The 13,952-nt window shown below is 52.1% G+C and carries 11 protein-coding genes; all 11 read left to right on the top strand.

Going from position 1 to position 13,952, the window contains the following annotated elements; genetic code table 11:
- The first annotated feature begins 21 nt into the window (after window positions 1-21).
- Complete coding sequence (locus tag C2I18_RS04600) at window positions 22-1,509, top strand: UDP-N-acetylmuramoyl-L-alanyl-D-glutamate--2,6-diaminopimelate ligase (RefSeq protein WP_249900105.1); 1,488 nt, start codon at window positions 22-24, stop codon at window positions 1,507-1,509.
- On the top strand, window positions 1,509-2,912 hold the full coding sequence (locus tag C2I18_RS04595; protein ID WP_342760352.1) for a UDP-N-acetylmuramoyl-tripeptide--D-alanyl-D-alanine ligase: 1,404 nt from the start codon (window positions 1,509-1,511) through the stop codon (window positions 2,910-2,912). The genes C2I18_RS04600 and C2I18_RS04595 overlap by 1 nt, the downstream gene beginning before the upstream one ends.
- A gap of 21 nt (window positions 2,913-2,933) precedes the next feature.
- On the top strand, window positions 2,934-3,899 hold the full coding sequence (mraY, locus tag C2I18_RS04590) for a phospho-N-acetylmuramoyl-pentapeptide-transferase (protein WP_249900103.1): 966 nt from the start codon (window positions 2,934-2,936) through the stop codon (window positions 3,897-3,899).
- A gap of 3 nt (window positions 3,900-3,902) precedes the next feature.
- Entirely contained in the window at window positions 3,903-5,321 is a 1,419-nt protein-coding gene (gene murD, locus C2I18_RS04585) for a UDP-N-acetylmuramoyl-L-alanine--D-glutamate ligase (RefSeq protein ID WP_249900102.1), read from the top strand.
- A 49-nt stretch (window positions 5,322-5,370) separates the two neighbouring features.
- Entirely contained in the window at window positions 5,371-6,468 is a 1,098-nt protein-coding gene (gene spoVE / locus C2I18_RS04580) for a stage V sporulation protein E (RefSeq protein ID WP_249900101.1), read from the top strand.
- Window positions 6,469-6,473: 5 nt separating this feature from the next.
- Window positions 6,474-7,589, top strand: a complete 1,116-nt coding sequence (gene murG, locus C2I18_RS04575) for an undecaprenyldiphospho-muramoylpentapeptide beta-N-acetylglucosaminyltransferase (RefSeq protein ID WP_249900100.1) — start codon at window positions 6,474-6,476, stop codon at window positions 7,587-7,589.
- Window positions 7,590-7,787: 198 nt separating this feature from the next.
- Window positions 7,788-9,071 (top strand): UDP-N-acetylglucosamine 1-carboxyvinyltransferase, encoded by a 1,284-nt coding sequence (murA, locus tag C2I18_RS04570; protein WP_249900099.1) that lies wholly within the window; start codon window positions 7,788-7,790, stop codon window positions 9,069-9,071.
- 64 nt (window positions 9,072-9,135) lie between these two features.
- Entirely contained in the window at window positions 9,136-9,909 is a 774-nt protein-coding gene (locus C2I18_RS04565; RefSeq protein ID WP_249902006.1) for a cell division protein FtsQ/DivIB, read from the top strand.
- 344 nt (window positions 9,910-10,253) lie between these two features.
- Window positions 10,254-11,519: a cell division protein FtsA gene (ftsA, locus tag C2I18_RS04560; RefSeq protein ID WP_249900098.1), complete on the top strand. Its 1,266-nt coding sequence runs from the start codon at window positions 10,254-10,256 to the stop codon at window positions 11,517-11,519.
- 63 nt (window positions 11,520-11,582) lie between these two features.
- Window positions 11,583-12,722: a cell division protein FtsZ gene (ftsZ, locus tag C2I18_RS04555; protein ID WP_249900097.1), complete on the top strand. Its 1,140-nt coding sequence runs from the start codon at window positions 11,583-11,585 to the stop codon at window positions 12,720-12,722.
- Between the two features lie 115 nt (window positions 12,723-12,837).
- The gene (locus C2I18_RS04550; RefSeq protein ID WP_249900096.1) at window positions 12,838-13,863 is read left to right on the top strand and encodes an Rpn family recombination-promoting nuclease/putative transposase; all 1,026 of its coding nucleotides are present in this window, start codon (window positions 12,838-12,840) and stop codon (window positions 13,861-13,863) included.
- Window positions 13,864-13,952: the final 89 nt, after the last annotated feature.

Genomic DNA, 13,952 nt, shown 5'->3' with positions numbered 1-13,952 from the left:
AAAGTAGAGTGAGGGATTGCTATGAAAGTTAATGAACTATCTTCCTGTCTTGCAGCTGCGCGGCTTTACGGGGAGGGCGAGACAGAGATTACGGATCTTCAGACGGATTCCCGCAAAGTAAAACCGGGCGACCTGTTCATCTGTCTCCCGGGTCATACAGTGGACGGTCATGACTATGCACCGCAGGCTGCTGCACAAGGCGCATCGGCGCTCGTCTGTGAGCGTAAGCTGGATATTGATCTTCCGCAGATTATAGTGGACGACAGCCGGTACGCAATGTCGGTGTTATCCAATGCCTTCTTCGGTTCGCCCAGCAGCCGGATGAAGATGATCGGGGTTACCGGAACCAATGGCAAAACTACAACCACCTATCTGATCGAACGGATTATGGAGGATCATGGAGTAAAGACCGGGCTGATCGGGACGATTCAAATGCGTTATGACGGGCAGAACTATCCCATGTCCGGTACGACCCAGGAATCGCTTGAACTGCAGCGGACACTGCATGATATGGCTGCAAAAGGCGTACAGTGCTGTGTGATGGAGGTATCTTCCCATGCGCTGCAGCAAGGACGGGTAAAGGGGACGGATTACCGAACAGCCATTTTTACAAACCTGACCCAGGATCATTTGGACTACCATCATACGATGGAAGAGTACCGTGCTGTTAAAGGTTTATTCTTCTCACGCCTGGGCAATGTGATCTCCCCATGGAAGGAAGACCGCAAATATGCCGTGCTTAATGCGGATGATGCGGCAAGCGCCTATTACGCCGCCCAGACTGCAGCGGAAGTGATTACATATGGCATAGACAACAGCGCGAATGTAAGAGCTTCGCAGATTTCCATTACGGCCAAAGGAACATTTTTCCATGTGGATACGTTTAAAGGGGAAGCCGATATCTCTCTGCGCATGGTCGGGAAATTCAACGTGTACAATGCGCTTGCTGCAATTACTGCCGCTCTTCTTGAAGATGTGCCGCTTGAAGAGATCAAAACCAGTCTGGAGTCAGTAGCCGGTGTAGCGGGACGTGTGGAATCCGTTGACGAGGGACAGGATTTTGCTGTGATCGTGGACTATGCCCATACACCTGACGGCTTGGAAAATGTGCTGAAGGCAGTCTGTGAATTTGCTGCCGGCAAGGTCCTTACCGTTTTTGGCTGCGGCGGAGACAGAGACCGGACCAAACGGCCGCTAATGGGTAAAATTGCGGCAAAATACAGCGACAATGTGATCGTGACCTCAGACAATCCGCGGACGGAGGATCCCCTCCTGATTCTGCAGGATATCGAGGCAGGGCTGACGGAGGACGGAGTGCCGGAGGAGCGTTATGAGCTGATTCCCGACCGGCGGGAAGCGATCAGAAAAGCTGTTGAAATGGCAAGCCCCGGCGATGTAGTATTGATTGCGGGGAAAGGTCATGAGACCTACCAGCTGATCGGCGGAGTGGTTCATGATTTCGATGACCGCCTCGTTGCCAAAGAAGTGATAAGGGGCCGAAGCTATTGATTACTAGAACTCTGCGAGATATCGCTTTTATGTGCGGGGGAGAGCTGTCCTCCGCTGAAGATATGGATGTAGCCGTTGCCGGGGTCGTTACCGACTCCCGCAAAATCACTCCGGGCTGCCTGTTTGTGCCGCTTGCCGGAGACCATTTTGACGGTCATCATTACAGCGCGGCGGCGCTGGCTGCTGGGAGTGCAGCAACCCTGTGGCAGCGGGATAAGGGACTGGCACCTGAAGGAGGCGGCGTCATTCTGGTGGATGACACCCTGTCTGCGCTGCAGAAGCTGTCTGCTGCCTACTTGAGCCAGATTGCCCCGCAGGTTGTCGGCGTAACAGGCAGCAATGGTAAAACTACGACCAAGGACATGATTACAGCCCTGCTTGAGAAGCAGTATAAGGTCCACAAAACCCAGGGCAACTTCAATAATCATATCGGACTGCCGCTTACCGTCCTTTCCATGAGTGAAGATGTGCAGATTGCCATTCTGGAAATGGGTATGAGCTCGCGGGGGGAAATTGCCCTGCTGGCTGCGCTTGCGCCGCCTGATGTCGCGGTGATTACCAATATAGGAGAGTCACATTTACTTCAGCTCGGCTCCCGGAAAGAGATTGCCCGGGCGAAACTGGAGATTGCCGAAGGACTGAAGCGGGGCGGCCTGCTGATTTACAACGGGGATGAGCCGCTGCTCGCTGAGGTTATGGCAGAGGAGAACTTCCATGCACCGGAGGATATCAAGACATTCCGGTTCGGCCTGTCTGCAGACAATGATGATTATCCGACCGGAATGATGACCCATAATGAAGGTATGACGTTTACCAGCAACCTTCATCAGGACAATGCCTTAACACTGCCGCTGCAAGGCCGGCATAATGTCGTCAATGCGCTCGCTGCGCTGGCAGTAGCACGTCATTACGGCGTGTCTGAGCAGAATATAGCAGAAGGGCTGACAGGACTTAAGCTTACGGGCATGCGGATCGAGGTCATTCAGACCGCTTCGGGGCTCACGCTTCTTAATGATGCCTATAATGCAAGTCCCACTTCCATGAAAGCGGCAATCGATGTGCTGCAGTCTATGAAAACAGGCGGCAGCCGGATCGCTGTGCTGGGGGACATGCTGGAACTTGGGCCGGATGAAGCAGAGTTTCACAGGGAGATCGGGAACTATCTGGATCCTGCAGAAACCGATCTGGTATTTGCCTATGGACCGCTCTCGGCCCACATTGCCGAAGCTGCCGAACAGAAATTCGGAGCCGGGCGGGTGTTTGCTTTTACCGATAAAGAGAAGCTGACCTCTGACCTGATCAGCAGATGCGATGCCGGAGATGTAGTGCTCTTCAAGGCATCCAGAGGCATGCGGCTGGAACATGTGCTGCAGAGCTTAAATGAACATTTCAAACAGACCTAATAGAATGGAGGGGGTGTACCCATGGATTATCAACTTCTGCTGCTGACGATTGCCGTGTCCTTTATCCTTGCGGTCATTGCCGCTCCGCTCATCATTCCGCTGCTGCGCAGGATGAAATTCGGACAGCAAGTCCGCGACGACGGGCCGCAATCCCATTTGAAAAAAGCGGGGACGCCGACTATGGGCGGGATTATCATCATGGTGGCGTTCACGTTATCTTTTTTGAAATTTTCCGTAGTAGATTCAGACTTTTATGTCCTTCTGGTGGCTACGCTCGGCTATGGGCTAATCGGGTTCCTGGATGATTATATCAAAATTGCTTTCAAACGCTCGCTGGGCCTCACAGCGCGTCAAAAATTGTTCGGTCAGCTTCTGGTCGGGGTTGTTTTGTGCGCTCTGCTGATTTCTGCAGACCACAATACCGGCATCAGCATACCGGGTACGGGCATCAGCTTTGACTGGGGGGCCTGGTTCTATTATCCGTTTATTATTATCATGATGATGGCGGTAACCAATGCCGTTAACTTTACAGATGGCGTAGACGGTCTGCTGTCGGGTGTCAGTGCGATTGCCCTCGCTGCTTTTGCCGTTGTAGCCATGCAGGCGACTTCTATTTCGGCTGGTGTGTGCGCGGCGGCGATGATCGGGGCGGTACTTGGTTTCCTGGTATTCAATGCCCATCCGGCAAAAGTATTTATGGGCGATTTCGGCTCCTTCGGAATCGGAGGTGCCATCGGTGCAATCGCCATTGTTACCAAAAGCGAGCTCCTGTTTGTGGTCATCGGCGGTGTTTTTGTAATAGAGATGCTCTCTGTTGTCCTGCAGGTGGTTTCCTTCAAAACACGCGGCAAGCGCATTTTCAGAATGAGTCCGATTCATCATCACTTTGAGCTGGGCGGATGGTCGGAATGGCGGGTAGTCGTCTCCTTCTGGGCAGTAGGCCTGGTGCTGGCGGCAGTTGGACTAATCTTGAGCAAGGGGTTGTAAGTAATGAAGCATCCGGATCTGTACCGCGGTGAAGAAGTAGTTGTCCTGGGCCTCGCGAAAAGCGGCGTCCAGGTGGCCAAGGTGCTCCACGAACATGGCGCTGTGGTCACTGTTAATGACAAAAAAGAAAGAGATCAGAGTCCCGAAGCTTCCGAACTGGAGGCTTTGGGAATTTCTGTTATATGCGGCGGGCATCCTGACGGGCTGATCCATGAGGGGATAAGTCTGGTCGTCAAGAATCCGGGCATACCTTATTCCGCTCCGCCTGTTCAGCAGGCGCTGGCGCTCGGCATCGAGATTGTGACCGAGGTAGAGGTGGCTTACCGCCTCTGCGCTGCTCCGATGATCGGCATTACCGGGTCCAACGGCAAAACGACAACCACAACCTGGGTTGGCCGTATGCTGGAGGCTGCCGGGATGAAGCCGATTGTGGCCGGTAATATCGGTACTCCGCTCAGTCAGGCCGCACAGGACGCGGATGAGGACAACTGGATGGTTGTGGAGCTGAGCAGCTTCCAGCTGAAAGGGACGGAGTCTTTCCGCCCCAAGGTAGGCTGTCTGCTAAATGTAGCCGAGACCCATTTGGACTATCATGGCGACATGGACGATTATGTGGCCTCCAAAGCCAAGCTGTTCGCGAATCAGGGACCCGAAGATACGGCAGTGCTGAACTGGGATGATCCCGTCTGCCGCGGGCTGGTTCCCTACATCAAAGCTGGAATTTTGCCCTTCTCCATGACGGAGGAGCTTGTTCAGGGGATATTTGTGCGCCCTTCCTATGTGCCGGATACCGAGGATGATCTCCAGCGGGTAATTGTGTACCGTGATTATACGGAGAGTGAAACAGAGATTGCTGCCGTGGACTCCATCGGGCTGCCCGGCCGCTTTAATGTGGAGAACGCGCTGGCTGCCTGCGGAATCGCAATTGCAGCCGGGGCAGACCCGGCGGTGCTGGGCGGAGTGCTGGCCTCGTTCCGGGGCGTGGAGCACCGTCTGGAATATGTGGCTGAGAAGGGCGGCGCTGCCTATTATAACAACTCCAAAGCTACCAATTCCAAAGCAACGGCTATGGCACTGGGCTCTTTCAAGCAGCCTGTTGTGCTGATCGCCGGAGGCCTTGACCGCGGTTCTGACTACATGGAGCTGCTGCCTGTCCTTGGCGGAGTAAAGGCACTGGTGGCACTGGGCCAGACAAAGGACAAGCTGGCAGGAGTTGCACAGCTGGCAGGAGTAAAGGCGGTGATCTCCGTCGATAATGGAGAGAGCGCCGCCGCCGTGCTGCAGGAGGCCGTGCGGGAGGCTTCCGCCCTGGCGGAAGCAGGAGATGTCGTGCTGCTGTCTCCCGCCTGTGCCAGCTGGGATATGTTCACATCCTATGAGGAGCGCGGGCGTATTTTTAAAGAGGCGGTGCATAACCTTTAAGTAGGGGGGTGGATAAGCCCCTACTACGGATGCAAGAGGTGTGCTCCTGATGAACAAAACGCGTCATGCGCCCGATATCTGGCTGCTCATTCCTATTCTGGCTTTGCTGGCTGTCGGCATGGTGATGGTGTACAGTGCGGGGTCTGTACTTGGCTTCCGCAATTATGGGGATTCATTTTATTTTGTCAAAAGACAGCTGCTGTTTGCCGGGCTGGGACTGATCGCCATGTTCATTACCGCGAACACGGAGTACGTGGTGCTGAAGAAGCTTGCGAAGCCGGCGCTTCTCGTCTGTTTCGCGCTGCTTATTCTGGTGCTGATTCCCGGTATCGGTGTTGTACGCGGCGGTGCGCGCAGCTGGCTGGGCATCAGCTCCTTCGGCATCCAGCCCTCCGAATTTATGAAGATGGGGATGATCCTCTTCCTGGCCAATTGGCTCAGCAAAGAGGATTATGACATCTCTACCTTCACACGCGGGCTGCTTCCGCCGCTTGCACTGATCGGCACAGCCTTTGCCCTCATCATGCTTCAGCCGGATCTTGGAACAGGCACTGTCATGTTCGGTGCCGCGATGATGATTGTTTTTACAGCAGGAGCCCGGGGAAAGCATCTGCTCTCCCTCGGAGCACTGGGAGCCGCAGGCTTTGCGGGACTCATAGCTGCTGCTCCTTACCGGCTGAAGCGGATCACGGCCTTTCTCGATCCATGGTCGGATCCCCTCGGAGCCGGTTATCAGATTATCCAGTCGCTGTATGCAATTGGTCCGGGCGGTCTGGGCGGTCTGGGGCTCGGCATGAGCAGACAGAAGTACAGCTATGTACCGGAGCCGCAGACTGATTTTATTTTTTCCATATTGGCCGAGGAGCTAGGGTTTATCGGAGGGCTTATTGTGCTGGGCCTGTTCCTGATCCTGATCTGGCGCGGAATGAAGGTGGCGATGAGCCTGCCTGACCGTTTTGGCAGCTATCTGGCCGTAGGCATCGTCTGTATGGTGGCCGTTCAGGTGATCATCAACATCGGTGTAGTTATCGGCCTGATGCCTGTAACGGGAATTACGCTTCCGCTGATCAGCTACGGAGGTTCTTCACTGACTCTGATGCTTACAGCACTCGGCATTCTGCTTAATTTATCCCGTCATGCGAGGTGAAAGACATGCGTATCGTATTAAGCGGCGGCGGCACGGGAGGACATATCTATCCGGCCGTGGCCGTAGCCAGGCAGCTGGAAACCGAAGAGGAAGGCTCGGCCTTTTTGTATATCGGAGGCAAACGCGGTCTGGAGAGCAAGCTGGTCCCCCAGGAGAAAATTCCCTTCAAGTCTATTGATATCACCGGGTTCCGCCGGAAGCTGTCCATGGACAATGTCAAAACGGTAATGCGTTTTCTAAAAGGCGTCAAAGCTTCCAAAGCAATGCTGAAAGAATTTAAGCCGGATGTGGTCATCGGCACCGGAGGATACGTGTGCGGGCCTGTGGTTTATGCGGCGTCGCGGCTGGGGATTCCTACGCTGATTCACGAACAGAATGCGATCCCCGGCCTGACAAATAAGTTTCTGAGCCGGTATGCGGATACGGTAGCCGTCAGCTTCGAAGGGACAGAGTCAGCGTTCCCGGGAAGCAAAAATGTAATCTATACAGGCAATCCCCGGGCGACCACAGTAACGACAGCCAATCCCCAGCGCGGCTACGCCTCCCTGGGCATTCCGGAAGGAAGTACAGTGGTTCTGGTGGTCGGAGGCAGCGGCGGGGCAAAGGCGATTAATCAGGCCATGATTGAAATGGCACCTAATGTGGGTAAGGGTAATGGTGTTCACTATGTGTATGTGACCGGAGAAGCTTACTTCGAAGACACCCGCAAAGCGCTGCGCGACAAGCTTGGCAGCATACCGAACTGGCTGCACGTCCTGCCGTATATTCACAACATGCCTGAGGTTCTGGCTTGTACTTCACTGATTGTTAACCGGGCAGGCGCATCCTTTTTGGCCGAGATTACTGCTCTGGGTATTCCCTCTGTCCTTATTCCGTCCCCGAATGTGACGAACAATCACCAGGAAGCGAACGCAAGGCAGCTGGAGCGCGAAGGGGCTGCTACCGTGCTGCTTGAAAAGGATCTGAGCGGCAAAGCTTTGCTTGAGGCGGTTCAGAGCATCATCGGCGAAGAATCCGTACGCCAAAAAATGTCTGAAGCATCCCGGAGATTGGGCAAAAGAGACTCTGCGGCACTTGTTGTGAACGAGATGCGCAGGCTGGCGGCAGCACGTAAGCCTTAAAGCTCTGAACCATGGTACAAATGCAGTGTTAAGCCTGCTGCTTCTTATTATCCTCCTTTGTCACACACCCGGGGTCATGAACATAGGATAATCCTATAATCGTGACAATCACCCAGGGCGCTTTTCAGACGGCATTTCAAGGGTCTGTATATGAAAAAGTGCTTGTGGTGGGTGAGCGGTAATCTCGGAGGTGATACATTGGACAAATTGGTGATTGAGGGTGGGAACCCCCTGTCCGGCACCATACGTATCCATGGAGCAAAAAATGCGGCACTGCCGATTATGGCGGCTAGCCTGCTGGCCGAAGGAGTTCACTCACTGCATAATGTGCCGAAGCTGCTGGATATCGAAACCATGCTTCAAATTCTGGAAAGGCTTGGCTGCCGGGCGGTGCATCAGGACGAGACAGTAACCATTGATACTTCATCCCTGGGGACTTCCCATGTTCCGGAGGATTTAATGCGGCAGATGAGGTCCTCGATTTTTCTGATGGGGCCGCTGTTATCCAGGTTTGGTGAAGTTACGATCTATCAGCCGGGAGGCTGCGCGATCGGGGAGCGCAAGATCGATCTTCACCTCCAGGGCCTCAGGCAGCTCGGGGCCGAGATTGAAGAAAGCAACGGACGGATTTCCTGCCGGGCGGCAAAGTTAAAAGGCGGGGATATTCATCTCGACTATCCCAGCGTAGGCGCGACAGAGAACATTATGATGGCAGCGGCTAAGGCGGAAGGCACTACAACCATATCAGGCGCGGCCAGAGAACCGGAGATTCAGGATCTGCAAAACTATCTGAATGAAATGGGAGCCCAGATTATCGGTGCCGGAACCGATACCATTACGATCCAGGGGGTTAAGGAGCTGAAGCCCTGTACGTACGAGGTCATTCCCGACCGGATTGTCGCCGGAACTGTAATGATAGCTGCAGCAGCAACACGGGGCAGTGTTACGTTGACACACACGAATGCCAGCCATTTGACCTCGCTGATTCATGTTCTGAGGCGGGCCGGTGTTCAAATTACCGTATGCAATGATATAATTAACATCAGCTGCATGGGGCGTCCACGTGCGGTAGAGAGGATTGTGACCTCCCCGTATCCTTCCTTTCCCACAGACCTGCAATCACAGGTAATGGTGCTGCTGACGCTGGCTGACGGTTTCAGTGTGATCAAAGAGACGGTGTTCGAAGGCCGCTTCAAGCATGTGGAGGAGATGGCCCGGATGGGGGCGGACATTTCCATTGATCTGAACCGTGCGTTTATCCGCGGTGTGCAGAGATTGTACGGGGCGACCGTTGAAGCAACGGACCTCCGGGCAGGTGCAGCCCTGGTAATTGCCGGACTTGCGGCTCACGGGACCACAGTTGTGGAGCAGGCGCATCATATTGACCGCGGGTACGACGGCATCGAGAAGCTGTTTCAGAAGCTGGGTGCAAGGATCAGCCGCAAAGTGCCTGTGCCCGGACCGTTTGATTTGGCCAATTAAAGCTCCCTGTCTCCTTCAGTTCAATGCTAGGAAGGAGACAGGGCCTTATTACGGAGATATGAGAATGCCTAAAACCCGTTTACCTCTGCTAAAAGAGGACAAGCCTAACAAAAAAATGAGCCGGAAGGTTACATTCATTCTGCTGCTGCTGTTCATTGCGCTGCTGGCTGTTATATTTTTCCGTTCATCCGTAAGCCGGATTACGGAAATCAACTTTCAGGGAAGTAAATATTCCACATCTGAGGAGCTGCTTGAGAAGAGCGGTCTGAAGGTTGGCGGGCAGTTTTTTGCCGTCTCGAAGGACAGTGTTGCAGAGTCTCTGAAAGAGCTTAAGACCGTTCAGGAGGCAGTGGTGACCAAGAATTTTCCCGGCGTCATTCTAATCAATATCAAAGAATACCCGCCAGTCGCCTACGAGCTGGATCAGCAGGGTAACCTGGAAGCCATTCTGTCGAGCGGGGTGGCCGTCAGTGTAAATGAAACAGGCATTGCCGTAGAGAAGCCTATACTGACCAATTGGGGTGCAGATGATCCTTATAAAGCAAAGCTGTGCCAGGCGCTCGCAGAGATCCCTAATGAACTGACCAGCGATATTTCGGAAATTGTGCCTTCGCCCACGTTATCTTTTCCGGACCGGATCAAGTTGTACACGCGTTCCCATTTCGAAGTGATTACGGCGATATCCCTGCTGGGGGAGAAGGTGGAATATTTAAATCAGGTCATCGAAACTGAGGAGCCGGGGCTGATCAAGATGCTTGAAGCGGATTCCTATGTTCCGTTTGCGCCTAAAGCGGATGATCAAGAAGAGATAGAGGAGATAGAGGAGATAGAAGAGTAATTAGTCCCTACTAATGAACCGGAAAAAATGCTACAATCGGATTTACGGTATTCAGCTGCATCCCTCTTTTTTCTTCGGGTTTTTTGAAGTTAATCGCTAAATATGGATGTGATTTCTTAATTACACTTATATTTCTAGTGATAATATGGCAGGTTTTAAATATTTTACTTCTTCTATTTAAATGTGAAGCAACTGTGATATTATTCCACTCAAAAAATTTGTAGAAAAAAGAGGGAAAGGATTAGGGATGTTGAATATGTACAGAGATGTTTCCCGGGACCGGGAACTAACTGTTTTTTCAGTTCTACACAATATTTTGATAATAACAGGAGGTGCCATAGGGCTTGAGCAACAATGACATCATTGTTAGTTTGGACATCGGTACATCCAAAGTTCGGGCAATTATCGGGGAAGTTACCAATGGAACCTTTAATATTATTGGCGTTGGATCTGCTGATTCGGAAGGAATACGCAAAGGTGCGATTGTAGATATCGACCAGACAGTGCAATCGATCAAGAGCGCCGTAGAGCATGCGGAGCAAATGGTCGGTATTCAAATATCCGAAGTCTATGTCGGAATATCCGGTAATCATATCGGCCTGCAATCCAGCCATGGGGTCGTAGCCGTTCAGAATGAGGATCGTGAAATCGGCGAAGATGATATCGAACGTGTGATCAAGGCTGCAGAGGTTATTGCCCTGCCTCCTGAACGCGAAGTCATCGATGTTGTTGCCAAGCAATATATCGTCGACGGCCTCGAAGGCATACAGGATCCCCGCGGAATGATCGGTGTCCGGCTGGAAGTTGAGGCGACAATTATTACCGGAGCCAAAACGCCAATACATAATCTGCTTCGCTGTGTGGAGAAATCAGGGCTGAAAGTTAAAGATCTTGTGCTGATGTCTCTGGGAGCGGGCGGATTGGCGCTATCCAAAGATGAAAAATCAATGGGTGCTGTACTGGTGGACATAGGTGCGGGATCCACGACGATAGCCGTATACGAAGAAGGTTCTCTTTGTGCAACCTCCACGATTCCGATCGGCGGAGAATTTGTAACCAATGACATTGCGTACGGGCTGCGTACACTTACTGATCAGGCAGAGAAGGTGAAGCTGAAATACGGCTGCGCCTGGCTCGACGATGCTGCTTCTGACGTAGTGTTCAAGGTTCTGCGCATCGGAAGCAATGTAGAAAAGGAATTTAACCAGGAGGATCTCGCCGCGATTATTGAGCCGAGAGTTCTCGAAATTTTCCACCTGATCCGTCAGGAGGTCAAACGGCTTGGTTACAACGAGCTTCCCGGAGGTTATATACTAACGGGTGGCACTGTATCAATGCCAGGTGTATTAAAGGCTGCCCAGACTGAGCTTGCAGCCTCTGTACGCATTGCTGTGCCTGATTATATCGGAGTCCGTGATCCCGGTTTTACCGGCGGTGTAGGCATTCTGCATAATGTTGTCCGCAGATTCCGCGGACGCGGAAACAGCGGCAGCAGCGGCAATAAAAAGACGGTCAACAGGAACAAGCAGAGTGCTGCTCCGCATCAGGAAGCTGCTGCTAAACCGGGTCTGGTGGAACGTCTAAAGAATATGTTCAGCGAGTTCATATAAGAGTGAGTCCAGATATACTTGGACTGGCCATCCAAGCACTATTCTAGGGGGAGATGGAACAATATGTTGGAATTTGATTTTGAAATGGAGAGCTTGGCGCAGATAAAAGTCATCGGCGTTGGCGGCGGCGGTAGTAACGCTGTGAACCGGATGATTGAAAATGGCGTTCAGGGTGTTGAATTCATCACGGTTAATACAGATGCCCAAGCGCTGCATATGGCCAAATCGGAGCATAAACTGCAAATCGGGGACAAGCTGACCCGGGGGCTTGGCGCAGGAGCCAATCCTGAGGTGGGCAAGAAAGCGGCCGAGGAATCCCGTGATCTGATTTCGAATACACTCAAAGGTGCGGACATGGTATTTGTTACTGCAGGAATGGGTGGAGGCACCGGTACCGGTGCTGCGCCTGTTATTGCTGAAATTGCCAGAGAATGCGGGGCGCTTACTGTAGGCGTCGTTACCCGTCCTTTTACATTTGAAGGCAGAAAACGGTTTAACCAGGCTGAACTGGGCATTGAAGCTTTAAAAGAAAAAGTGGATACGCTGATTGTCATTCCGAATGACCGCCTGCTTGAAATTGTGGATAAGAAAACTCCGATGCTGGAGGCCTTCCGTGAAGCGGATAATGTCCTCCGTCAGGCTGTGCAAGGCATCTCTGACCTTATCGCTGTTCCGGGTCTAATCAACCTTGACTTTGCCGATGTAAAGACAATTATGACAGAGCGCGGTTCAGCGCTGATGGGTATCGGTATCGCTACCGGCGAGAACCGGGCCTCTGAAGCCGCACGTAAGGCGATTATGAGTCCGCTCCTGGAGACTTCAATTGAAGGCGCCCGCGGTGTCATTATGAATATTACAGGCGGCTCCAACCTCTCTCTGTATGAGGTGAATGAAGCAGCCGAGATCGTTACCTCGGCCTCGGATCCTGAAGTGAATATGATATTCGGGGCAATTATCGAGGAAAGCATGAAGGACGAAATCAAAGTTACGGTGATTGCCACCGGCTTCGAACATAAACCTTCCAGTGTAGCACCAGCCCGCCGTCCGTCTGCGAACAGCAGCAGCAGTAGCAGTAACAGCAGCAGTGAGCCTGCAGCAGACAAGAGTGCTAATAATCTGCGTCCGTTCGGTAATCAGACGCCGTCTGACCAGCTTGATATTCCGACTTTTCTGCGTAACCGTACGCGCGGCAGCAACGACTAGTACCAAAAGAATAACAGATATGCGGAAGCACCGTATTCCATGGCCGAGAGCTGTGGGAATACGGTGTTTTTTTTGTTTTTACATTGGTATAATACTGGTATATGGAGTGAAGAGGATGGAGCTCTTGGACCCCCGGGTTGATTTTGTATTCAAACGGATATTTGCAAGCGAGAACAACAGGGATGTACTGCTTGCTTTTCTGAACGGGATTTTTGCAGAGGCAGGAGAGGCGCCTTTAACCGAGGTAGTTTTGTTGAACCCGTATACTGATAAAGATGACCCTGCGGATAAGCAGTCTATCTTTGATGTCTGGGCCAGGACAGCGGAGGGCAAGCTGATTGATATTGAGATGCAGCTGTTCAACAAATATGATATTGAGAAGCGGACGCTGTATTACTGGAGCAAACGGTATTCAGGGCAGCTGCAGGAAAGCGGACAGTATAGGGATTTGAAGAAATGTGTCATGATCAATATATTAAATTATAGGGTCCTGCCGGATGAGCCGTACCATAATGTGTTTCATTTGCGGGAAGACAGGAAAGGCACGCTCCTTATAGACGACATAGAAATACATTTTATTGAATTGCCCAAGATAGATCATACAGTCATCCCCGCTGAAGGCGGTCTGATTAACTGGTTATTGTTTTTGAAGGGAAAGGACGAAACCCATTGGGAGGTGCTGAGAATGAACGAGCCGGTTCTTAAAAAAGCCATGGATACCTTGCAATTCCTTAGTCAGGATGAGGAAGCCCGCAGAAAATACGAGGCCCGCCAGAAATTCCTGCTGGATGAGATTTCGCAAAGAGAGGGTGCGCTCACTGAGGGTTTCGCCAAAGGGGAAGCTGCAGGCATCAAGGCCGGAACCATTAAGGGCCTGAGAGAAGGCAGGAAAAAAGGCAGAGCCGAGGGCAGAATCGCGGGCATAAAAGAAGGCAAGATCGAAGGCAAGATCGAAGGAAAGATCGAAGGAAAGATCGAAGGCAAGATTGAAGGCAAGATCGAAGGAAAGATCGAAGGCATTCTGGAGGGCAAACTGGAAGTAGCGAGAAAGCTGCGTGCCATGGGGATGGATGATGAGGAGATACAGGCAGCAACCGGCCTTTCTGCAGAAGAGATAGAAACTATCATGCCTGTGGATTAACCTAGAAAATTGAAATGTAGAGGGTTGAGGTAATGTCTGACTCGGAAAAGAGTGCTGCGAAATTTAGTTGGATTTCCTCCCTCTAAATT

The sequence above is a fragment of the Paenibacillus sp. PK3_47 genome, assembly GCF_023520895.1.
Lineage (GTDB): Bacteria > Bacillota > Bacilli > Paenibacillales > Paenibacillaceae > Paenibacillus_AQ.
Note: the sequence above shows the minus strand (reverse complement) of the source record. Positions and strands in the feature narration are given on the sequence as shown.

What these genes read in the sequence shown, in the direction of transcription:
- murG (WP_249900100.1), top strand. Translation starts at nt 6,474, where the DNA reads ATGCGTATCGTATTAAGCGGCGGCGGCACGGGAGGACATATCTATCCG.
- C2I18_RS04550 (WP_249900096.1), top strand. Translation starts at nt 12,838, where the DNA reads ATGGAGCTCTTGGACCCCCGGGTTGATTTTGTATTCAAACGGATATTT.
- murD (WP_249900102.1), top strand. Translation starts at nt 3,903, where the DNA reads ATGAAGCATCCGGATCTGTACCGCGGTGAAGAAGTAGTTGTCCTGGGC.
- ftsZ (WP_249900097.1), top strand. Translation starts at nt 11,583, where the DNA reads ATGTTGGAATTTGATTTTGAAATGGAGAGCTTGGCGCAGATAAAAGTC.
- spoVE (WP_249900101.1), top strand. Translation starts at nt 5,371, where the DNA reads ATGAACAAAACGCGTCATGCGCCCGATATCTGGCTGCTCATTCCTATT.
- C2I18_RS04565 (WP_249902006.1), top strand. Translation starts at nt 9,136, where the DNA reads ATGCCTAAAACCCGTTTACCTCTGCTAAAAGAGGACAAGCCTAACAAA.
- mraY (WP_249900103.1), top strand. Translation starts at nt 2,934, where the DNA reads ATGGATTATCAACTTCTGCTGCTGACGATTGCCGTGTCCTTTATCCTT.
- C2I18_RS04600 (WP_249900105.1), top strand. Translation starts at nt 22, where the DNA reads ATGAAAGTTAATGAACTATCTTCCTGTCTTGCAGCTGCGCGGCTTTAC.